19 protein-coding genes are annotated in these 20953 nt (G+C 77.7%); 10 read left to right on the top strand and 9 right to left on the bottom strand.

The genetic code is table 11. The annotated features are described in order from the left end of the window. Window positions 1–54 precede the first annotated feature (54 nt). The 3 genes from ACI79L_RS04160 to ACI79L_RS04150 are packed head-to-tail and all read right to left on the bottom strand — an operon-like array spanning window position 55 to window position 2497. Window positions 55–663: a Maf family protein gene (locus tag ACI79L_RS04160; RefSeq protein ID WP_456935556.1), complete on the bottom strand. Its 609-nt coding sequence runs from the start codon at window positions 661–663 to the stop codon at window positions 55–57. Then, window positions 660–875, bottom strand: coding sequence for an acyl-CoA carboxylase subunit epsilon (locus tag ACI79L_RS04155; RefSeq protein ID WP_456935555.1), 216 nt, complete (start codon window positions 873–875; stop codon window positions 660–662). The genes ACI79L_RS04160 and ACI79L_RS04155 overlap by 4 nt, the downstream gene beginning before the upstream one ends. Then, window positions 872–2497, bottom strand: coding sequence for an acyl-CoA carboxylase subunit beta (locus ACI79L_RS04150; protein WP_456935554.1), 1626 nt, complete (start codon window positions 2495–2497; stop codon window positions 872–874). The genes ACI79L_RS04155 and ACI79L_RS04150 overlap by 4 nt, the downstream gene beginning before the upstream one ends. 18 nt (window positions 2498–2515) lie before the next feature. On the opposite strand from ACI79L_RS04150, the gene ACI79L_RS04145 reads away from it, so the two are divergent. The 4 genes from ACI79L_RS04145 (at window position 2516) to ACI79L_RS04130 (ending at window position 8120) form a co-directional block, all read left to right on the top strand. Next, window positions 2516–3373 carry a biotin--[acetyl-CoA-carboxylase] ligase gene (locus ACI79L_RS04145; protein WP_456935553.1) on the top strand — a complete coding sequence of 286 codons (858 nt, stop codon included), beginning with the start codon at window positions 2516–2518 and terminating at the stop codon, window positions 3371–3373. Window positions 3374–3404: 31 nt separating this feature from the next. Next, complete coding sequence (locus ACI79L_RS04140) at window positions 3405–3950, top strand: PH domain-containing protein (protein ID WP_456935552.1); 546 nt, start codon at window positions 3405–3407, stop codon at window positions 3948–3950. Window positions 3951–4011: 61 nt separating this feature from the next. Further along, window positions 4012–5163, top strand: a complete 1152-nt coding sequence (locus tag ACI79L_RS04135) for an exonuclease SbcCD subunit D (protein WP_456935551.1) — start codon at window positions 4012–4014, stop codon at window positions 5161–5163. Further along, on the top strand, window positions 5160–8120 hold the full coding sequence (locus ACI79L_RS04130) for an AAA family ATPase (protein ID WP_456935550.1): 2961 nt from the start codon (window positions 5160–5162) through the stop codon (window positions 8118–8120). Before ACI79L_RS04135 ends, ACI79L_RS04130 begins: the two co-directional genes overlap by 4 nt. 16 nt (window positions 8121–8136) lie before the next feature. Here ACI79L_RS04130 and ACI79L_RS04125 read toward each other — a convergent pair whose 3' ends face one another. Then, the gene (locus ACI79L_RS04125; RefSeq protein WP_456935549.1) at window positions 8137–8619 is read right to left on the bottom strand and encodes a hypothetical protein; all 483 of its coding nucleotides are present in this window, start codon (window positions 8617–8619) and stop codon (window positions 8137–8139) included. A gap of 106 nt (window positions 8620–8725) precedes the next feature. Continuing rightward, window positions 8726–9244 carry a GtrA family protein gene (locus ACI79L_RS04120; RefSeq protein ID WP_456935548.1) on the bottom strand — a complete coding sequence of 173 codons (519 nt, stop codon included), beginning with the start codon at window positions 9242–9244 and terminating at the stop codon, window positions 8726–8728. Between the two features lie 60 nt (window positions 9245–9304). On the opposite strand from ACI79L_RS04120, the gene ACI79L_RS04115 reads away from it, so the two are divergent. From ACI79L_RS04115 to ACI79L_RS04100, 4 genes are read left to right on the top strand one after another with little or no spacing between them, the layout of a single operon-like run. Then, window positions 9305–10042, top strand: coding sequence for an SGNH/GDSL hydrolase family protein (locus ACI79L_RS04115; RefSeq protein ID WP_456935547.1), 738 nt, complete (start codon window positions 9305–9307; stop codon window positions 10040–10042). 31 nt (window positions 10043–10073) lie between these two features. After that, the gene (locus ACI79L_RS04110; protein ID WP_456935546.1) at window positions 10074–11303 is read left to right on the top strand and encodes a 5-(carboxyamino)imidazole ribonucleotide synthase; all 1230 of its coding nucleotides are present in this window, start codon (window positions 10074–10076) and stop codon (window positions 11301–11303) included. Then, window positions 11304–11828 carry a 5-(carboxyamino)imidazole ribonucleotide mutase gene (gene purE / locus ACI79L_RS04105; RefSeq protein ID WP_456935545.1) on the top strand — a complete coding sequence of 175 codons (525 nt, stop codon included), beginning with the start codon at window positions 11304–11306 and terminating at the stop codon, window positions 11826–11828. It begins immediately after the preceding gene. Between the two features lie 9 nt (window positions 11829–11837). Beyond that, window positions 11838–13007: an acyl-CoA dehydrogenase family protein gene (locus tag ACI79L_RS04100; RefSeq protein ID WP_456935544.1), complete on the top strand. Its 1170-nt coding sequence runs from the start codon at window positions 11838–11840 to the stop codon at window positions 13005–13007. 18 nt (window positions 13008–13025) lie between these two features. Here the strand turns inward: ACI79L_RS04100 and ACI79L_RS04095 are convergent, their stop codons facing one another. Continuing rightward, window positions 13026–13667 carry a methyltransferase domain-containing protein gene (locus ACI79L_RS04095; RefSeq protein WP_456935543.1) on the bottom strand — a complete coding sequence of 214 codons (642 nt, stop codon included), beginning with the start codon at window positions 13665–13667 and terminating at the stop codon, window positions 13026–13028. A 66-nt stretch (window positions 13668–13733) separates the two neighbouring features. Beyond that, window positions 13734–14240 (bottom strand): GNAT family N-acetyltransferase, encoded by a 507-nt coding sequence (locus ACI79L_RS04090; protein ID WP_456935542.1) that lies wholly within the window; start codon window positions 14238–14240, stop codon window positions 13734–13736. A gap of 159 nt (window positions 14241–14399) precedes the next feature. On the opposite strand from ACI79L_RS04090, the gene ACI79L_RS04085 reads away from it, so the two are divergent. Further along, complete coding sequence (locus ACI79L_RS04085) at window positions 14400–15212, top strand: alpha/beta fold hydrolase (protein WP_456935541.1); 813 nt, start codon at window positions 14400–14402, stop codon at window positions 15210–15212. Here the strand turns inward: ACI79L_RS04085 and ACI79L_RS04080 are convergent. Together ACI79L_RS04080 and ACI79L_RS04075 are read right to left on the bottom strand one after the other, a co-directional pair. Continuing rightward, window positions 15160–16317, bottom strand: a complete 1158-nt coding sequence (locus ACI79L_RS04080) for a glycosyltransferase family 4 protein (protein ID WP_456935540.1) — start codon at window positions 16315–16317, stop codon at window positions 15160–15162. The genes ACI79L_RS04085 and ACI79L_RS04080 overlap by 53 nt on opposite strands. Then, window positions 16314–17609 carry a hypothetical protein gene (locus ACI79L_RS04075; RefSeq protein WP_456935539.1) on the bottom strand — a complete coding sequence of 432 codons (1296 nt, stop codon included), beginning with the start codon at window positions 17607–17609 and terminating at the stop codon, window positions 16314–16316. Before ACI79L_RS04075 ends, ACI79L_RS04080 begins: the two co-directional genes overlap by 4 nt. A 158-nt stretch (window positions 17610–17767) precedes the next feature. Between ACI79L_RS04075 and ACI79L_RS04070 the strand changes: the two genes are divergently transcribed. Further along, window positions 17768–20854, top strand: a complete 3087-nt coding sequence (locus ACI79L_RS04070; RefSeq protein ID WP_456935538.1) for an arabinosyltransferase domain-containing protein — start codon at window positions 17768–17770, stop codon at window positions 20852–20854. Window positions 20855–20953 lie beyond the last annotated feature (99 nt).

Below are 20953 nucleotides of genomic sequence, written 5' to 3'. Positions count from 1 at the left end.
CGGGACCCTAGGCCGGTCGGCGGGCGGGAGCCAGCGCCGCGGGGACCGTGCTGGTCAGCGCCGCCAGAGGTCGGTGATCGTCAGCCCGCGGCGGCGCAGCTGCTCCCGCAGCGCGGCCAGCGACAGCCCGATCACCGACGCCGGGTCGCCCTCGACCCGGCGCACGAACGGGGCGCCGAGGCCGTCGAGGGTGAACGCGCCCGCGACCGCCAGCGGCTCGCCGGTGGCCAGGTAGGCCTCGACCTCCGCGGGCGTCGGGGTGGCGAAGTGCACGACGGTCGAGGTGACGACGACGTCGCGGGACTCGACCGCCCCGCCGCGGACGTCGAGCAGCGCCTGGCCGGTGTGCAGCACGCCCGAGCGGCCCGACATCCGCCGCCAGCGCTCCCGCGCCTCGGCGGCGTCGGCCGGCTTGCCCATCGCCTGCCCGCGGAACTCCAGCAGCGAGTCGGCGCCCACCACCAGGGCGTCGTCCTCCCGCCCGGCGACGGCCGACGCCTTGGCCGACGCCAGCAGCGCGACCCGCTCGGCGACGCGCGGCGCGGTCACCGCGGTCTCGTCGACGTCGCTGACCACGACCTCGGGCGCGAGCCCCGCCTGGCGCAGCAGCGCCAGCCGGGCCGGGGACGCCGAGGCCAGGACCAGCCGGCGGACGTCGCTCATGCGAACCTCCCGGACGCGCGCCAGCCGCCGGGGCCGGGCCGCAGCGGCTGCCGGTGGGCGTCGGCCCGGCTCGCCCACGCCCCGACCGGGGTCGGGCGCCGCCGCGGCCGGCGCTGCGAGAGCGCGGCCACGACGACGGTGAGGGCGGCGAGCTCCTCGGCGGTCGGCTCGCCGCGGACCACCCGCAGCAGCGGGCGCTGTGGCTCGCTCACAGGGGGATGTTCCCGTGCTTCTTCGGGGGCAGCGTCTCGCGCTTGTTGGCCAGCAGCCGCAGCGCCTTGGTGATCTCGATGCGGGTCTCCGAGGGGCGGATCACCTGGTCCACGTACCCGCGGTCGGCCGCGATGTACGGCGACAGCAGCGCGTCCTCGTACTCGGTGATGAGCTCCGCGCGGCGGGCGTCGGCGTCCGGGGCGTCGGCCAGCTCGCGCCGGTAGAGGATGTTCACCGCGCCCTGGGCGCCCATGACGGCGACCTGCGCGGTCGGCCAGGCGAGGTTCAGGTCGGCGCCGAGGTGCTTGGACCCCATGACGTCGTAGGCGCCGCCGTAGGCCTTGCGCGTGATGACCGTGATCTTCGGGACCGTGGCCTCGGCGTAGGCGTAGATGAGCTTGGCGCCGCGGCGGATGATCCCCTCCCACTCCTGCGACGTCCCGGGGAGGAAGCCCGGGACGTCGACGAAGGTGAGCACCGGGACGTTGAAGGCGTCGCAGGTGCGCACGAAGCGGGCCGCCTTCTCGCTGGCGTCGATGTCCAGCGTGCCGGCGAACTGGGTGGGCTGGTTGGCCACGACGCCGACCGGCCGGCCCTCCACCCGGCCGAAGCCGACCACGATGTTCGGCGCGAACAGCGCCTGCACCTCGAGGAACTCGCCGTCGTCGAGCACGTGCTCGATGACGGTGTGCATGTCGTAGGGGGTGTTCGGCGAGTCGGGGACGACCGTGTCGAGCTCGTGGTCCTCCTCGGTGACGCCGTCCGGCGTGGTGTCGGCCGGGGCGACCTCGACCGCGGGCAGCGGATCGAGGTTGTTGCTCGGCAGGTAGGACAGCAGCGCCTTGACGTAGTCGAGCGCGTCGGCCTCGTCCTCGGCCAGGTAGTGCGCGACGCCGGACTTGGTGTTGTGCGTGCGGGCGCCGCCGAGCTCCTCGAGCGTGACGTCCTCGCCGGTCACGGTCTTCACGACGTCGGGACCGGTGATGAACATCTGGCTGGTCTGGTCGACCATCACGATGAAGTCGGTGAGCGCGGGGGAGTAGACGTGCCCGCCGGCCGCGGCGCCCATGACCAGCGAGATCTGCGGGATGACGCCGGAGGCGTGCACGTTGCGCCGGAAGATCTCGCCGTAGAGGCCGAGGGAGACCACGCCCTCCTGGATGCGCGCGCCGCCGCCCTCGTTGATCCCGATGACCGGGCAGCCGTTGCGGATGGCCAGGTCGAGGACCTTGACGATCTTCTCGCCGTAGACCTCGCCGAGGCTGCCGCCGAAGACGGTGACGTCCTGGGAGAACACGCACACCGGGCGGCCGTCGACCGTCCCGTAGCCGGTGACGACGCCGTCGCCGAAGGGCCGCCGGGCGTCCATGCCGAAGTTGCTGGAGCGGTGGCGGGCGAACTCGTCGAGCTCGGTGAACGAGCCCGGGTCCAGCAGCGCCTCGATCCGCTCGCGGGCGGTCATCTTGCCCGCCGCGTGCTGCTTCTCCACCGCGCGCTCGGAGCCGGCGTGCGTGGCCTCCTGGACGCGGCGCTCGAAGTCCGCCAGCTTGCCGGCGGTCGTGTGGATGTCGATGTCGCCGGGGACGTGCTCGCCGGCGCTCTCCAGTTCAGCCGCACTCACGGCCCGTAGCGTAGGGGAGTGCCCGACACGCCCTCCGCCCGCTGGTCGGAGCTGGACCGCCCCCCGCTCGACGCCGCGGCGCTGCGGGCCGCGCTGACCAGGGACAGCCGGCTGTGGCGCTCCCTGGAGGTGGTCGAGGAGGTCGGCTCCACCAACGCCGTCCTCGCCGACAGAGCCGTCAGCAGTGGAGCCGCCGACGACGACGTGCCCGAGGGCGCGGTCCTCGTCGCCGAGCACCAGGCCGCCGGGCGCGGCCGGCTCGACCGCACCTGGACCTCCCCGCCGCGGGCCGGGCTGACCGTCTCGGTGCTCCTGCGGCCCGACGTCCCGGCCGCCCGCCGCGGCTGGCTGCCGCTGCTCACCGGTGTGGCGCTGGCCGAGGCCGTCGGGGAGGTCACCGGCGTGCGCACCTCGCTCAAGTGGCCCAACGACCTGCTCGCCGTCGACGGCGCCAAGCTCGCCGGGATCCTGGCCGAGGCGGTCGGCACCGCGGTGGTCGTCGGCACCGGGCTCAACGTCGGCACCCGCCGCGAGGAGCTGCCGCCCACCGGGTCGTCACTGACGCTGGTCACCGGCGCCCCGGTCGACCGCGCGCCGGTCCTGCTGGCCTTCCTCCGCGCGCTCGAGCGCCGCTACCTCGCCTGGACGGCGGCGCTCGGCGACCCGGTCGCCACCGGCCTGGCCGCGGACTACCTCGCCTGGTGCTCGACGGTCGGCGCGGAGGTGACCGTGACGCTGCCCGACGGGTCGACGCTGTCCGGCACGGCGACCGCCGTCGACTGGGACGGCCGGCTGGTGGTCCGCACCGACGGCGGCACGGTGGAGCTGGCCAGCGGAGACGTGCAGCACGTCCGGACACGCCCCGCCGGAGCCTGACGCGCGGTCCGCGCTCGGTCATCCTGGCCGGGTGCCCTACCCCGACAGGCTGCTGGCCGACGACGAGGAGGTCGTCGTCCACCTGCACCCGCACTGGACGACGCTGTTCTGGCCCGTGACCGGGCTGTTCGCCGTCGTGGGCGCCGGCTCCTACCTCGCCGCCCTCGTCCCGGCCGGCCGCCAGCAGGGCGTGCTGCGGATGGCGCTGCTGGCGGCGGTGCTGGTCGCCCTCGTCGTGCTCGTCGTCCGGCCGGTGCTGCGCTGGCGGACCACGCACACCGTCGTCACCACGCACCGGCTGTTGGTCCGCTCGGGCGTGCTGTCCCGCCGCGGCCGGGACGTGCCGCTGTCGCGCGTCACCGACGTCTCGATCCACCAGACGCTCCGGCAGCGGGTGCTGCGCTCGGGGACGCTGACCGTCGAGACCGCCGGCGAGGGCGGCCCGGTGGTGCTCGAGCGCCTGCCCGCCTGCGCCGACGTGCAGCAGCTGCTGGTCCGGCTGGTCGAGGAGGACGAGGACGGGGACCCCTGGGCCTCCGCGGCCGCCGGGGGACACGGGTACGACGCCGGGGTGTGACCGACCGGTCACGGCGAGCCTGGCCCGGTTCTGTCGTACCCCCGACCTACCCTGCGCGCCCATGCGGCTGCTGCACACCTCGGACTGGCACATCGGGCGGTCGCTGCACGGCGCGGAGCTGCTCGCCGAGCAGGAGGCGGTGCTGTCCGGGCTGGCCCGGGTGGTGGCCGAGGAGGGCGTCGACGCCGTCGTCGTGGCCGGGGACGTCTACGACCGGGCGGTGCCCTCGGCCGACGCGCAGGCGGTCCTCGACCGGGTGGTCGGCCGGCTGGTCGGCGCCGGCGCCGCGGTCGTCCTCACCCCCGGCAACCACGACTCGGCGCGGCGGCTGGGCACCTTCTCCTCGCTGCTGACCAAGGCCGGCCTGCACGTCCGCGCCGAGACCGCGCGGCTCGACGAGCCGGTGCTGCTTCCCGACGCGCACGGCGAGGTCGCCGTCTACGGGCTGCCCTACCTCGAGCCGGAGATCGCCCGGCACGAGCTCGGCGTGCCGGACGCCCGCAGCCACGAGGGCGTCCTGCGGGCCGCGATGGACCGGGTGCGCGCCGACCTGTTCCTGCGTCCCGGCACCCGCTCGGTGGTGCTCGCGCACGCCTTCGTCGGCGGCGGGGTGGCCAGCGACAGCGAGCGCGACATCTGCGTCGGCGGGGTGGACGTGGTGCCGGCGCCGGTCTTCGACGGCGTCGACTACGTGGCGCTGGGACACCTGCACCGCCCGCAGACGCTCAGCGACCGGATGCGCTACAGCGGCTCCCCGCTGGGGTACTCCTTCGGCGAGGCCGGGCAGGACAAGCAGGTGTGGCTGGTCGACCTCGACGCCGGCGGGCTGGCCGGCGTCCGGTCGGTGCCGCTGCCCGCGCCCCGGCCGTTGACCGTGCTCACCGGCGACCTCGACGACCTGCTCGCCGACCCCGCCCACACCGCCGCCGAGGAGGCCTGGGTGTCCGCCCGGCTCACCGACCCGGTCCGCCCGGCCGACCCGATGCGCGCGCTGCGCACCCGGTTCGGCCACTGCGTGCACCTGGAGTGGATCGGCGGCGCCGCCGGCGGCGACGGCCGCAGCTACCAGGAGCGGCTGCGCGGCCGGGACGACCTCGACGTCGCGGGGGAGTTCGTCGCGCACGTCCGCGGCGGGGTGGGCGTCACGGCCGCCGAGCGCGACCTGCTGGCCCGGGCGCTGGGCGCCGCGGGCCGCGAGGAGCTGGCCCGGTGAGGCTGCACACCCTCACCCTCACCGCGTTCGGCCCCTTCGCCGGCACCGAGACCGTCCGGGTCGACGAGGTGGCCCGCGACGGGCTGTTCCTGCTCTGGGGCCCGACCGGCGCGGGCAAGACCACGCTGCTCGACGCCGTGGTCTTCGCGCTCTACGGCACCGTCCCCGGAGCCCGCGGCGAGGCCCGCCGGCTGCGCAGCGACCACGCCGACGCGGCCACCCGCACCGAGGTCTCCTGCGAGCTGACCCTCGCCGGCGAGCGGCTGCTCGTCGTCCGCCGCCCGGAGCAGACCCGGCCGAAGAAGCGCGGCAGCGGCGAGACCACCGAGCAGGCCAAGCTGACCGTGCAGCGCGCGACGGCCGACGGCTGGGAGCCGGTGAGCACCCGCATCGACGAGGGCTCGGAGTACCTGCGGGTGCGGCTGGGTCTGTCGGCCGAGCAGTTCTGCCAGGTGGTGCTGCTGCCCCAGGGCGACTTCGCCCGGTTCCTGCGCGCCGAGCCCGAGGACCGCGGCCGGCTGCTGCGCACCCTGTTCGACGTCGACCGGTTCGCCCGCGCCGAGGACTGGCTGGCCGGGGAGCGGCGGGCCGCCGAGGAGGAGCTGCGCGCCGACCGGCACCGGGTGAGCACGCTGCTGCACCGCGTCGCCCAGATCGCCGACGTCGAGGTGCCCGAGGAGCTCGCCCCCGAGCTGGTCGGCGCCCGCCCCGGCGCCTCGGTCGGCGCCTGGGTGACCGGGGTGCGCGGCCGGGCGGCCGAGCGGCTGGTCCGCGCGGCCGCCGAGGCCGACGACGCGGCCGCGGCGAGCACCCGGGCCGAGGCGGAGCTCGCCGCCGCGCGGGCGCTGGCCGACCGGCACGCCCGCCGCGACCGGGCCCGCGCCGAGCTGGAGCGGCTCACCGCCCGCGAGCCGGAGCTGGCGCCGCTGCGGGACCGGGCCGACGCCGGCCGCCGCGCCGAGGTGCTGCGCGACGTCCTGGACGCCGCCGGGCGCGCCACCCGCGCCGCCGAGCGGGCCACCGCCGCCCGGCAGGCCGCCGAGGCCGCCTGGGCCGCGGTCTCCGGCGGGCGCCCGGCCGGCCCGGAGCCGGCGCGGGAGCTGCGCGACGCCGCCGCCGCGGTCCGGGCCCTGCTGCCCGAGGCCGACCGCGCCGCGGGCCTGGCCGCCGAGGTCGCCCGCCTGGCCCGCGAGGGCGAGCGGCTCACCGGCCGCGTCGCCGAGGGCTCCCGTGCCGTCGAGGAGGAGCCCGCCCGCGTCGCCGCGGCGCAGGCCCGGCTCGACGCCGCGCAGGCCGCCGCCGCCCGCCTGCCCGGCCTGGTCGTCGCCGACGAGGCCGCCCGCGCCGCGCTGGAGGCGGCCACCCGCGCCGCGGAGGTGACCGGCCGGCTCGACCGCGCCGCCAAGGCCGCCGACGCCGCCCGGCTGGGCTGGCTGGAGGCGCGCGAGCGGCTGGTCGAGGTGCGCACCGCCCGGCTGGAGGGCATGGCCGCCGAGCTCGCCGCCGGGCTGACCGACGGCGCCGACTGCCCGGTGTGCGGCTCGGCCGAGCACCCGCGGCCCGCGGTGCCGGCCGGCGCCGCGGTCACCGCCGACGACGAGGAGCGCGCCCGCGCCGCCGTCGACGCCGCCGAGGAGCGGCGCACCGCCGCCGGCCGGGCGGTCGAGGAGCTCGAGCGGCAGCTGGCCGTGCTGCGCGCGCAGGCCGGGGAGCTGCCGGTCGCCGAGCTGTCCGGGCGGGCGGCGGCCGCGGCGGCCGAGCGCGCCGAGGTGGCGGCGCTGGCCCGCCAGGTGGAGCCCGCCCGCCGCGAGCTGGCGGCGGCCGAGCAGCGGCGCGACGCCGCCGTCACGGCGCTGGCCGCCGACCGCGAGGCGCTGCAGCGGGCCACCGCCGAGCACGACGCCCGCGCGGAGGCGCACGCCGAGCTGGCCGCCCGCCTCGACGCCGCCCGCGGGGAGGACCGCGACCTGCCCGCCCGCGTCGCGCGGCTCACCGCCGAGGCCGCCCGCTGCGAGGGCGCCGTCGCCGCCGCCGAGGAGGAGCGCCGCGCCCGCACCGCCGCCGAGGAGGCCCGGGACGCCGCCGGGCAGCGCGCCGCCGCGGCCGGGTTCGCCGGCGTGGCGGAGGCGGCCGCCGCCCTGCTGGAGGACGGCCGGCTGGCCGCGCTGGACCGGCGGCTGCGCGAGCACGACGAGGCGCACGCGGTCGTCGTCGCCACCCTCGCCGACCCCGAGCTCGCCGACCTCGGCGAGCGCCCCGACGTCGCGGCCGGGCAGCAGCGCTGCGCGGAGCTCACCGCCCGCCGCGAGGACGCCGTCACCGCGCTGGACCAGGCCCGCCGCTGCGCGGACGCCCTGGACGCGCTGGCCGGCGACGTCGTGTCCGCCGAGGTCGAGCTGGCCGAGCGGCGGGCCCGCGCCGAGCAGGTCTCCGGCCTGGCCGACCTGGTCGGCGGGCGCGGGGCGAACACACTGCGGATGCGGCTGCAGTCGTTCGTGCTCGCCGCGCGGCTCGAGCAGGTCGCCGAGGTGGCCAGCCGGCGGCTGCAGGAGATGTCCCGCGGCCGCTACACCTTCCTGCACAGCGACGCGCTGGGCCGCCACGGCGCCCGCGGCGGCCTGGGCCTCGACGTCCTCGACGAGTACACCGGCGTGCGCCGGCCGACGAAGACGCTCTCCGGCGGGGAGAGCTTCATGGCCTCCCTCGCCCTCGCCCTGGGCCTGGCCGACGTCGTCACCGCCGAGGCCGGCGGGGTGCAGATGGACACCCTGTTCGTCGACGAGGGCTTCGGCACCCTCGACGCACAGGCGCTCGACGCGGTCATGGGCGTGCTCGACGAGCTGCGCCGCGGCGGGCGGACCGTCGGCGTGATCAGCCACCTGGAGGAGCTGCGCACCCGCATCCCCACCCGGCTGGAGGTCGTGGCGGGGCGGTCGGGGTCGCGGCTGGCCGGCTGAGCGGCCGACGGCCGGGTCAGCGCGGCTCGGCCGCCGCCGCCAGCGCCGGGGCGGCCTCGGCGATCCGCTGCAGCAGGCGGTCGAGGGGGTCGCCGCACAGGGTGGCGATCCGGTCGACGGTCCGGGTGAGCTCGGCGACGGTGAGCGGGTGCTCGGCGACGCCGGCGTTCGACCACGCCGGCCGCATGCCCGGCTCGCCGTGCGCCGGCTCCCACACCGTGTGCACCACGGTCGTGCGCACCGCGTAGAGCTTGCGCACCTGGTGGGTCCAGTCGACGACGTCGTCGTTGAGCCGGCGGTCCCGGACGCGCAGCGGCATGAGGTTGCGGATGAGCCGGACCAGCGCGTCGAGCTCCAGCGGGAGCAGGTAGGGCGCGGCGACCCGGTCGATGCCGGACAGCGCCCGCGCCAGCCGGGACACGGCCCGCTCCGCCGCCGCCGCCGCCGCGACCAGCCGCCCGACGGCGGCCTCCCACTCCGGGGCCTCGACCGCCGTCACGCCTCCTCTCCCGGGGAGAGGGTCGGCCGGGGGTCCCGGCGCTGCGCTCGGGCGGGTGCGGGGAGCGGTGCGTGCACGCCCCCAGTCTGCCGGGTCCGCGGCGCGGCTACCGGTCCGCGGGGGACAGGCGGCCGGTCGCCAGGCCCGCGCGCGCCCGCGGGGCCGGCGCGGCGGGGAACACCCAGGTGCGGTAGCAGACGAAGCGGATCACCGTGCCGACGGCGATCGAGACGACGTTCGCGGCCTGCAGCACCAGCGCGCTCTCCTGGCCGAGCGGGTGCCGGACCACGTAGACGATCGCCAGCCCGAGCAGCAGCGTCACCGCGTTGACGACGGCGAAGGCGAGGTACTCGCGGCGCAGCCCGGTGCGCGCCCGGCCGGCGAAGGACCACCAGCGGTGCCCGGCGAACGCGACCGACGTCGACACCGTCGTCGACACCAGCTTCGCCACGACCGCGCCGACGCCGGCGTGCGCGTACAGGTACTGGAACAGCGCGAGGTCGAGGACGAACGAGGCGCCGCCCACCACGCCGAACGCCGACAGCTCCCGCAGCAGCACCCGCCAGGTGCCGCGCAGCCGCTGGAGGAGGGCGCCGCGCCGACGTCGACGTCCCGGGGCCAGCACGAGCCGAGGGTACGGGTCGCAGCGCGGCGGACGCCGGGACACACGGGATACTCGGGCCTCGTGCGCAGCTCCCTCGGGTCCTCGTCCCTGCGGTGGCCGGGACGCCGGTGGGCGGCCGCCGTGCTCGCCGCGGCGCTCCTCACCGCCGGCTGCGGCGCCGGCGACGGGGGCACCCCGTCGGCGAGCGCCACCGCGCCGGCCCCGCAGCCCGGCACCGCTCCGGAGGGGTCCGCGCCGGAGGAGACCGCGCAGACCGTGGGCTTCGGCGTCATCGGGGACTCGATCACCGCCGGCCTGGACGCCCCCGTCGAGGGCACCGAGGTCCGCGGGCGGAACTCGTGGGTGCGCGCGGCCGACGTCGCCCCGCTGGAGTTCCGCGGCGGCTGGGCGGTGCCCGGCGCCCGCACGGCGGACATGCGCGCCGGCATCCGGCCGGTGGAGGCCGACGTCCTGGTCGTCCTGGCCGGCACCAACGACGTGCTCGGCTCCGTCCCGTGGGAGGAGACCCGGCGGAACCTGCTCGACGCCGTCGCCACCGCCGGCGTGCAGCAGGTCGTCCTGGTCGCCGTCCCGCCGCTGGACGTCGACCCGGAGGGGCGGGAGGAGCTCGACGCGCGGCTGGCCGGGCTCGCCGGCGAGCAGGGCTGGGCGCACCTGGACCCGTGGACCGACGTCGACACCGGGGAGGGCACCTTCGCCCCGGGCGCCTCCGCGGACGGCGTGCACCCGACCCAGGCGGTCGCCGACCTGGTCGGCGCCCGCATCCGGGCGGCGCTGCTCGACCTCGCCGGGAACTGAGCCGGCCGGCCCCGGCTAGCCTCGTCCTGCCATGGCCTCCGATCCCACCGCGCTGCCGCCCGCCCCGACCGACCCCCGGACCGGGCTCCCCGTCGTCGCGATGGTCGGCGGGGGCCAGCTGGCCCGGATGACCCACCAGGCCGCGATCGCGCTCGGCCAGTCGCTGCGCGTGCTGTCCACCGGGCCGGACGAGTCCGCGGCGCTGGTCGCCGCCGACGTCCGGATCGGCGACCACCGCGACCTCGACGCGCTGCGCGCCGCGGCCGAGGGCGCCACCGTGCTCACCTTCGACCACGAGCACGTGCCCACCGGGCACCTGCGGACGCTGGCCGCCGAGGGCGTCCGCGTCGCCCCCGGCCCCGACGCGCTGGTCCACGCCCAGGACAAGCTCGTCCTGCGCCGCGCCCTGGCCGCCGCCGGGGAGCCCCAGCCGTCGTGGACGGACGCGCACACGGTGCACGAGGTGACCGCGTTCGCCGAGGAGGTCGGCTGGCCGGTCGTGGTGAAGGCCCCGCGCGGCGGCTACGACGGCCGGGGTGTCTTCGTCGTCCGCGGGCCCGACGAGGTGGCCGAGCTGCTCGAGGCGCACGGCACCCTGCTGGTCGAGGAGCGGGTCCCGCTGGTCCGCGAGCTCGCGGTGCTGGTGGCCCGCTCACCGTTCGGCCAGGTCGCCGTCTGGCCGGTCGTGGAGACCGTGCAGCGCGACGGCATCAACACCGAGGTCCTCGCCCCCGCCCCCGGCCTCGACGAGGCGACCGGGCTGGCCGCGCAGGAGCTCGCCGTCCGGGTCGCCGACCGGGTCGGCGTCGTCGGCGTCATGGCCGTCGAGCTGTTCCAGGCCCCCGACGGCGTGCTGGTCAACGAGCTGGCGATGCGCCCGCACAACTCCGGGCACTGGACGATCGAGGGCGCGCGCACCAGCCAGTTCGAGCAGCACCTGCGCGCCGTCCTCGACTACCCGCTCGGGTCGACGGCGATGACCGCGCCCGCCGTCGTCATGGCCAACGTGCTGGGCGGCCGCGCGTCGGAGCCGGGCTGGGACGGGCCGGGCCTCGACGAGCGCGTCCACCACCTCATGGCGCACTGGCCCGACGTCAAGCTGCACTGGTACGGCAAGGGCCAGCGCCCCGGCCGCAAGCTCGGCCACGTGACGGCGCTGGGGGAGGACCTCGCGGAGGTGCGCGCTCGCGCCGTCGCCGCGGCCCGCTACCTCGCCGACGGCGTGGTCGACCCCGCGTTCGCCTTTCCCGAGGAGCACTGAGTGAGCGAGCCCGTGGTCGGCATCGTGATGGGCAGCGACTCGGACTGGCCCACGATGGAGCCGGCCGCGGAGGCGCTCGCGGAGTTCGGCGTCCCGTACGAGGTGCACGTCCTGTCCGCGCACCGCACGCCGCAGCGGATGCTCGACTACGCCGGCTCGGCGGCCGGGCGCGGGCTGCGGGTGCTGGTCGCCGGCGCCGGGGGAGCGGCGCACCTGCCGGGCATGCTCGCCGCGGCCACCCCGCTGCCGGTGGTCGGCGTGCCGCGGCCGCTGGACCGCCTCGACGGCCTGGACAGCCTGCTGTCGATCGTGCAGATGCCCGCGGGCGTCCCGGTCGCCACGGTGTCGATCGGCGGCGGCCGCAACGCCGGCCTGCTCGCGGTGCGCATCCTCGCCGCGGGCGACCCGGGGCTGCGGGCCGCCGTCGAGAGGTTCCAGGCCGACCTGGCCGACTCCGTCGTCGCCCGCGACGCGGCCCTGCGGGCCCGCCTGACCGGCGACGGCGGATCTGCTGGGACGTCCTAGCATCTACCCGTGAGTACGAGCGGGCTGTACCAGCTGACCGAGGAGCACGACGCGATCCGGGCCGCGGTCCGCGACATCGCCGAGCGCGAGATCGCCCCGCACGCCGCGGACGTCGACGCGAACTCCCGCTTCCCGATCGAGGCGCAGAAGGCGCTGACGGCGGCCGGCTTCCACGCCACGCACGTCCCCGAGCAGTACGGCGGCGAGGGCGCGGACGCGATCGCCACCTGCATCGTCATCGAGGAGGTCGCCCGGGTCGACGTCTCGGCGTCGCTCATCCCGGCGGTCAACAAGCTCGGCTCGATGCCCGTCATCCTCTCGGCGTCGGAGGACCTCAAGCAGAAGGTCCTGCCGTCGATCGCCGAGGGCCGGGCGATGATCAGCTACGGCCTGTCCGAGCGGGAGGCCGGCTCCGACGCCGCCTCGATGACGACCCGCGCCCGGCTCGAGGGCGACACCTGGGTGCTCAACGGCACCAAGGCCTGGATCACCAACTCCGGCGTCTCCGAGTGGTACACGGTCATGGCCGTCACCGACCCGGAGAAGCGGGCCAACGGCATCTCCGCCTTCGTCGTCCACCGCGACGACCCGGGCTTCGCGGTGGGCCCCAAGGAGCGGAAGATGGGCATCAAGGGCTCGCCCACCTGCGAGCTCTACTTCACCGACTGCGCCGTCCCGGCCGACCGCATCATCGGCGAGCCCGGCACCGGCTTCAAGACCGCGCTGCGGACGCTGGACTTCACCCGCCCGACCATCGGCGCGCAGGCCGTGGGCGTCGCGCAGGGCGCGCTCGACGCCGCCGTGGAGTACACCCGCGAGCGGAAGCAGTTCGGCAAGGCGGTCAGCGACTTCCAGGGCGTGCAGTTCATGCTCGCCGACATGGCCATGCAGATCGAGGCCGCCCGCCACCTGGTCTACGTCGCCGCCGCCCGCGGCGAGGCGGGTCACTCCGGCGGCAAGGTGGACCCCGACCTCGGCCGGCTGTGCGCCGCGGCCAAGGCGTTCGCCTCCGACGTCGCCATGAAGGTCACCACCGACGCCGTCCAGCTCTTCGGCGGCGCCGGCTACACGCAGGACTTCCCGGTCGAGCGCATGATGCGCGACGCCAAGATCACCCAGATCTACGAGGGCACAAACCAGGTCCAGCGGATGGTCATCGCCCGCAGCCTGCTGCGGTAGGCCGCCCGCCGCCCGTGCTCACCGGGCCGCGTGAGCGACGCGCCACACCACGCCGCGGTGCACGACGGCGGGGCGCAGTCCGTGCTCGGCGAGGACGGCCAGCATCGCCGCCGGCGGGTGCGCGAACGTCCGGAAGCGGCGCCCGCGCAGGCGGAAGGACGCGTTCTCGGTGACCAGGAGCGCCCGGGTGGCCGGGTTGCGCGGGGGGAAGCTGAACACCAGGTCGCGGCGGGCGTGGTCGGCGGCGGCGCCCAGGAGCCGCCGGTGGTCGGGGTAGCAGCAGACCACCCGGTGCAGGACCACGACGTCGGCCGGCTCGACCCCGGCCGGGTCGGCGGCGACGTCGGCCAGGCGGCGGTGCACCCGGCCGGTCAGGCCGGCCTCCTCGGCCAGCGCCGCGGCCTGGTCCTCGTAGCCGGGCGAGAGCTCGAGGGCGGTCACCGACGCCGCGCCGCGCCGCAGCAGCTCGAGGCCGATCTCGCCGACCCCGCCGCCGATCTCCAGCACCGTCGCGCCGTGCACGCCGCGCTCGGTCAGCAGGTCCACCATCCGGCGGGCCGTCCGGTCCAGGCCCTTCGCCCGGTAGCGGGCGGCCATCCGCCGGGCGAACCGGTCGTCGAACACCCGCTCGCAGCCGCGGGGGTCGCAGCAGCCGCCCATGCGGGCACCCTGCCACCGGCGCCGGCCCGATCGGGACCGTCCGCGCGCGGGGACCGGGGCCCGTCGTCACGTGCCGGGGAGGCGCAGCTCCATGCAGGTGAGGTCCGGGCGGGCGTCCCAGGAGGGGACCGGCACGAAGCCGGCGCGCTCGTAGACGGCGATCGCCGCCGTCCTCCAGCGCCAGACGGACAACCGGACCACGCCGACGCCCCGCGCCCCCGCCGCCGCGACCGCGGCGTCCACGAGGGCCCGCCCCACCCCGCGGCCCCTCGCCGCGGGCCCCACCCACAGGCGCCGGACCTCCGAGGTGCCCTCCGCGACCGGGGAGACGACGACGCACCCGCAGCCGGCGCCGCCCACGGCCGCGGTCAGCACCGTGGCGGAGGCGAGGGCGCGGACGGGGTCGGCGACCTCGTCCCGGTAGCGCGGGGGCAGCTCGTCCACCGACGCGACCGCGGCGCCCTTCTCGGCCTCGGTGGCGAGGTGGTAGGCGGCGAGCATCCCCGCCAGCTCACGGACGGAGGCGGCGTCCCCGCGGTCCCAGCGGGCGAGGACGAGGTCGTCGACGGGCACGGCTGATCGTGGCAGCCGTCCCAGCGCCGGGGACCTGCCCGTGACGGCGCGCCGTCCCCGGGGACGGGAACCGTCCACCGGCTGGCGCGGCGCGCGACGATGGCAGCTCCCAGCCCGGGCCGGGAGCCGTCCGGCCCCATGCAGCGGAGGGCCGGACCGATGGGCGCAGCGGTGCGAGCGGGCGACGTCAGGCTGTGGGTCGAGCAGCGGGGGAGCGGGCCCGACGTCCTGCTCGTCAACGGCGGCGGTGACCCGCTCGAGGCCTGGTCGGCCCAGCTCGACGGGCTGTCCGACCGCTACCGGCTGATCGCCTTCGACAACCGCGACGTCGGCCGCTCCACCCGCCCGGACCTCGCCTACACCGTGGCCGACCTGGCCGACGACGCGGCCGGCGTGCTGCTGGAGTGCGGCGCCGGCCCCGCGCACGTCGTCGGCTACTCCGGCGGCGGCGTGATCGCGCAGGAGCTCGCCCTGCGGCACCCCGACGCCGTCCGCAGCCTCGTGCTGGTCGGCACCTGGTGCCGCCCGGACGTCCGCTGGCACCACATGGTCGGGTCCTGGCTCTGGATGGCCGAGCGGGCACCGAGCGAGCGGGCGTTCCTCGAGGCGTTCTTCGCCTGGGCCTACACCCACCGCGCCCACGAGGACGGGCGGGTCGACCGGACGATCGAGGCCGCGCTGGCCTTCCCGTACCCGCAGTCCAGCGAGTCCTTCCAGCGCTTCGCCGACGCCTTCTGGGACCACGCGACCCTCGACCGGCTACCCCGGATCGCCGTCCCGACGCTGGTGATGACCGGCAGCGCCGACCCCATCGCCCCACCGGACTACGGCCGGGCGGTGGCCGAGGCCATCCCGGGGGCGCGCTTCGAGCTGATCGAGGACCAGGCGCACGCGCCGTTCGAGGAGGCGCCCGAGGAGTTCAACCGCCGGCTCGACGCCTTCTGGCGCGAGGTCCCGGACCCCGCGCGCTGACCTCGGCGAACAGCTCCTCGTACGCGTCGAGGACGGTGCCCAGGGCGTAGCGCTCCCGCGCCCGGGCCCGGCCCCGGTCGCGGTCCGGCGGCGCCGCCGCGAGCCGGCGGAGCCCCTCGGTGAGCGCGGCGACGTCGCGCGGCGGCGCCACGACCCCGAACCCGGTCTCCCGCACCGGCGTCCGGACGCCGGGCAAGCCGCTGGCCAGCACCGGGACGCCGGCCATCATCGCCTCCACCTGCACGATGCCGAACGCCTCGAAGGAGTTCACCGACGGCAGGGCGAAGACGTCGATCGACGCGTAGAGGTCGGCGATCTGCTCCTCGGGCAGGAAGCCGAGCAGCCGCACCCGCGGGTCGCCGTCGGCCGCGCGCCGCACCTCCTCGACCACCGACCCGCCGGCGACGTCGGCGAAGTCCCCGCCGATGAGCAGGCGCGCGTCGGGGTCCCCGAGGGCGAGGAAGGCGCGCACCAGGTACTGCAGCCCCTTCTCCTCGACGATCCGGCCGAGGAACCCCACGTGCAGCCCGCCGCCGTCGCGGAACCGCGGCCGGCCGGCCGGCCGCTCCCGGCACGGCGGCGGGATGGCGGCGGTGCGCCCGGCCATCGCCGGCCACAGCCGGCTGGACCGCGCGTAGTCCTCGCTGGACACCACGACCCGGGCGCTGCGCCGCAGCGTGGCCCGGCTGGCGAGGTCCACGCCGAGCGTCTGCGCCCGGTTGACCGGACCGGGCGGCAGGCTGACGTCGCAGTGGTAGGTGCTGACCAGCGGCGTCCGCATGCCGACGGCGAGCAGGCCGGCCTCGGGCATCGGCAGGTGCAGGTTCACCACGTCGGCGGTCCGCCCGGCCGCGCGCAGACGCCGCACCAGCGCCGGGCTCACCACGCCCTTGCCCAGCCGCGCCACGACCGGCGCGCGCTCGACCTCGACCCCGCGCAGCACCTCCCGCTCCGGCAGGGACCGGTCGTGCCGGCTGGTGAGCACCCGGACACGGTGCCCGCGCGCGGCGAGCCCCTCGGCGACGTCGCGCGCCACGTTGGTCAGGCCGCTGACGTAGGGCGCGTAGTAGTCCAGCGCCACCACCAGGTCCAGCCGGTCGCTCACCGCGCTCCTCCCGTCGACCCCGCGGGGACCGGCGGCGCCGGCGCGGCCCCCGTACCCCGGCGGGTCAGCACGACGGCGCACCAGGCCAGCGCCGCCGCCGAGCCGCCCGCGAACGCCCACGCCGCCCCCGCGGTGCCCGGCACCGTCAGCGCGACGACGGCCGCCACGGCCAGCCCGGCCACCCAGGCCAGCGCGCTGTCGCGGTGGCGCGCGTCGGCCACCACCGCCTGCGCGGCCACCAGCAGGGCCAGGTGCACGACGCTGCCCGCGGCCAGGACGGCGACGTCGGCGGCCGCGGGGTCGTAGCGCTCGCCGAACACCAGCCGCACCACCGGCGGGCCGGCCAGCGCCCCCACGACGGCGGCCGCCGCGGCCAGTGCGGCGACCGCGGCGAGCAGCCGGCGCACCACCCGGGCCCGCGCCCGCGGGGGGCCCGAGCCGGCGTCGACCAGCGCCGGCAGCAGTGCACCCTGCAGGGGCACCGCCACGAACAGCGGCAGCCGCACGAGGGTGAAGGCCGCGACGAAGGCGGCGGCCGCGGTCCGCTCGGCGGTCCCGGCGGTCACCAGCACCGGCGCGGCGTTGAGCAGCGTCTGGGCGCACACCGTGCCCACGACCAGGTGCGCCACGGCGCCGGGCGCCAGCCGCGGGCCGCCGGGCGGCGCCGGCGACCGGCGCCGCAGCCGCCACCCCAGCAGCGGCAGGTGCGCCAGCGCCAGCGCGGCCACCAGCGTCCACCCGAGGGCCGCGGGCCCGGCGGGATCGGCGAGCAGGACGACGACGCCGGCGCCGAGCACCCGCAGCACGGCGTCGGCGAGCAGCACGACGCCGTAGCCGCGGTAGCCGCCGGTGCCGACGAGCAGCCCGCGCAGCACGAACTGCCCCGGGGAGACCAGGCAGACCGCCGCCAGCGCGACGACCAGGCCGGCCGCGCCCAGCGTCGGCAGCAGCAGCGGCGTCGCGACCGCCACGGTGACCAGGCCGGCCAGCGTCAGGACGGCGGTCACCCGCAGCGTGCCGCGGGGCAGGCCGCGGCCGGGGCCGAGGTGCACCAGCCGGGCGATCTCGGTCTCCAGCGGGAGGAACAGGCCGAAGCCGAGCAGCAGGGACAGCGACCAGAACGCGCCGAACCCGGCGTACTCCCCGGCGGGCAGCGCGCGGGCCACCAGCGCCAGGTAGACGTAGACCAGGACGCCCGACACGACGACGCACAGCGCCACCCAGCTCAGCGACGGGACCAGCCGGCGGGCACCGCGGGGTGCCGGTGTCCGATCCCGGCCGCGCTGGGGCACGGGCCGACGCTAGTGCTCCGGAGGGTGCCGGGCGCGCCGGGAACGCCTGGTGAGGGGGCGACGCGGCACCCGGTCGGGGTGTTCACTGACCGGAGCCGGTCAACAGCGATCAGCAGGGGGAGCGTGTGGACCTCGTCGGGGAGGCGCGACCGCGCCCGGTGGCGGACCCGGAACCACCCCCGCCGCCGCGCTCCCCGGGCCTCTCCCGCCTCGGGGTCCTGGCCGCGCTCGTCGCCGTCCTCGGCGCGGTGCTCCTGCCGCTGGCCCCCGTCCGCATGAGCACCCCGGCCGTCACCTGGCCGCAGGACCCCGCGCGGCCGGAGTCGACGATGCTCGAGCTGACCAGCCAGGAGCCGCTGGCCCTGGACCTGCGGGTCGGCTGCGCCGCGGTCCGCGCCGCGGCGGACGTCCCGGGCGGGGTCGTGTTCTCCACGCTCGTGCCGGAACACCCCGCGGCCGGGGCCGACGGCCTGCTGGTCACCTCCTCGGACGGCCGGGTGCGGGTGGTCGACCGCGGCACGGAGGTGCTCGACCAGCCGGTCCCCGCCGGCGACTGCACCTACCGCGTGACGGCGGACGCGGACGGCCTCACCGTGGAGCGGGACGGCACCCGCGTGGCCGGCCTCGCGCCGCCCGACGGCGGGACGGTGCTGCCCGACGTCGACGTCCTCGCCACCGGCCTGACCGCGCTCCCGGACGGCGACCTGCGGGTCTCGCTCACCGTGGACGACCAGTTCGACACCACCCCGACGCCGGCGAAGCTGGCCCTCGCCGGGCTGGTGCTGGTCGCCGCGCTCGCCGCGCTGCTCGCCCTCGCCGCGGCCGACCGGCGCCGCGGCCCGCCGTCCGGCCCGCCGGCACCGGAGCCGCCCGCCGCCCGCCCGCGGGGGGCCGCCCGCTGGGCGGGAGCCGCGGTGGACGTCGCCGTCGTCGCGACGGCGGTGCTGTGGCTGTTCCTCGCGCCCACGTCCGACGACGACGGCTACTACGCCGCGATGGCCCGCAACGCCCAGGAGACCGGGTTCGTCGGGAACTACTACCAGCTGCTCAACCAGTCGTTCACGCCGTTCACCTGGTTCTACCGGCTGCTGGGCTGGTGGCAGGAGCTCGGTGACTCGCCCACCCTGCTCCGCCTCCCGTCGCTGGTGACCGGCCTGGTGACCTGGGTCCTCCTGCGCCGGCTGGTGGCCCGCCCCGGCGCGCTGCCGCCGGCGGTCGCGGCGTCCGCCTGGGGCCCGGTCGCCGCGCGGCTGCTGCTGGCCGCCGCGTTCCTCGCCTGGTGGCTGCCCTACGGCATCGGCGTGCGGCCCGAGGCCGTGGTCGGCGTCCTGGCGCTCGCCACGCTGGTGGCGGTCGCCGCCGCGCTGCGCACCGGCCGGCTGCTGCCGGTGGGGCTCGCGTTCGGCGCGGCGGGGCTGGCGGTGGCCTGCCACCCGACGGGCTTCGTCGCCCTCGCCCCGCTGGTCGCCACGCTGCCGCGGCTGGGCCGGCTGGTGGCCGCCGGGCGCGGGCGGGCGGAGGCGACCGGGCGGACGCTGCTGGTCCTCGCCCCCGGGGCGTTCGCCGTCTGCGCCGCCTTCGCCGACGGCACCCTCAACGACTTCCGCCGCGGCCAGGAGATCTTCCTGTCCATCCAGCGGCAGGACGCCTGGTACGACGAGTGGCAGCGCTACGCGTTCCTGTTCCAGTCGATCCCGATGGGCTCCTACGCCCGGCGGACGGCGGTGCTCGCCGGGATCGTGGCGCTGCTGTGGTTCCTCGTCCTGGCGGTGGCCGCGCGGGCGCGCGACGTCCGGGTGCCGCCCACGCTGCTGCTGGCCGCCGGGTCGCTCGGCGCGGCGCTGCTGCTGCTGTGGTTCACCCCGAGCAAGTGGACGCACCACTTCGGCGCGCTGTCCGGGCTCGGGCCGCTGTTCCTCGCGCTGTTCCTCGTCGCGGTGCCGGGCCTGGTCCGGGCGGTGACCCGCGACCGCCCGGTGTCCCCGGCGGTCCCGGCGCTCGCCCTCGGCTCGGGGGTCGTCGTCGCCGCGCTGGCGATGCGCGGGCCGAACAGCTGGCCCTACTCCTGGCTGCCCGGGATGCCGAACCCGGACGAGCCGCCCTCCCTCGGCCCGGTCGCCCTGGACGGCCTGCTGACCTGGGCGGTCGTGGCACTGGTCGTGCTCGCCGCCGTCCGGGCGCTGTGGCGGCGCGCCGGGGCCTGGGCGGTGGCCGTGCCGGCCCTCGCGCTGGTCCTCCTGCTCACCTCGGCCGGCTACCTGGCCGGGAGCTTCGCGCTGGCCGCCCTCCGCACGCTGGACACCTGGTCCCCGGGCGCCGCCGCGCTGACCGACCCGCTCGCCCGCTCCTGCGGCGCCGCCGGCGACGCCGACGTCCTCGACGTCGCCGCGGCCCGGCCGCTGGCGCCGGTGCCCGGGGGGCCGGCGTCCGAGGGGCCCGCGGACTTCGCCGCGGGGAGCGGCTGGTTCGCCGCCGGCCCGCCGCCGGGGGAGGGGGCCGCCACCTGGAGCTGGGGCAGCCTCACCGGGCCGGGGGGCGAGGACACCACCGGCGGGCAGGTCACGCCCTGGTTCCCGCTGCCCGAGCCCGCCGACGACGAGGAGGCGGCCGTCCTGGCCTCCGGCCGGCTCGTCGGCGCCAACGGGTTGCGCGCCGAGTACGCCGAGCCGGCCGGCGACGGCGGGACGCCGCGCGTGCTGCGCACCCAGGACCTCGCCGACGGCCTGGACTCCCCGCGGTGGCGGACCTTCGTCCTGGACGCCCGCGGCGCCCGCGACGCCGGCGCCGGCCTCGTGCGCCTGGTGGCCGACGACCGGAGCGTCGGCCGGGGCGGCTGGCTGGCGTTCACCGGCCCCTCGGTGCTGCCGCAGGTGCCCCTGACCGACCTCCTCCCGGCGGACGCGCCGGTGGCCGTGGCCTGGCAGATCTCGTTCCTCTTCCCGTGCCAGCGCCAGCCCGTCGTGCGCTCGGGCGTCACCGAGCCGGCCGCCTACGGCATCGTGTGGCGGCCGGACGGCGCCACCGACGGCCTGGTCGACAACACCTGGCAGGTGTTCCGCGGCGGCGTGTTCGCCCCGGTCGAGCGCACCTCCGCCGTCACCGAGCTCGGCGTCCGGCTGCGTGGGACGCCCGGGGTCCGCCAGGTGCAGGTGCTGCGCTTCGACGTGCCCTACGCCCGCGACGCGTACGACCTGGAGCGCTCCCGCGTGACCCGGCCGGGCTGGGCCGGCCCCGCCCCGGACTGAACCGTTCCGTCCCGCGGCGGCGCGAGGGATTGTCGGGGGCGGGTTTCCCGGCCAGGCTCCGGGAGCATGTCCCGCCCGGGAGGACGGCCGCCGAGCCCG

This window comes from Geodermatophilus sp. SYSU D00684, from assembly GCF_054050455.1.
Note: the sequence above shows the minus strand (reverse complement) of the source record. Positions and strands in the feature narration are given on the sequence as shown.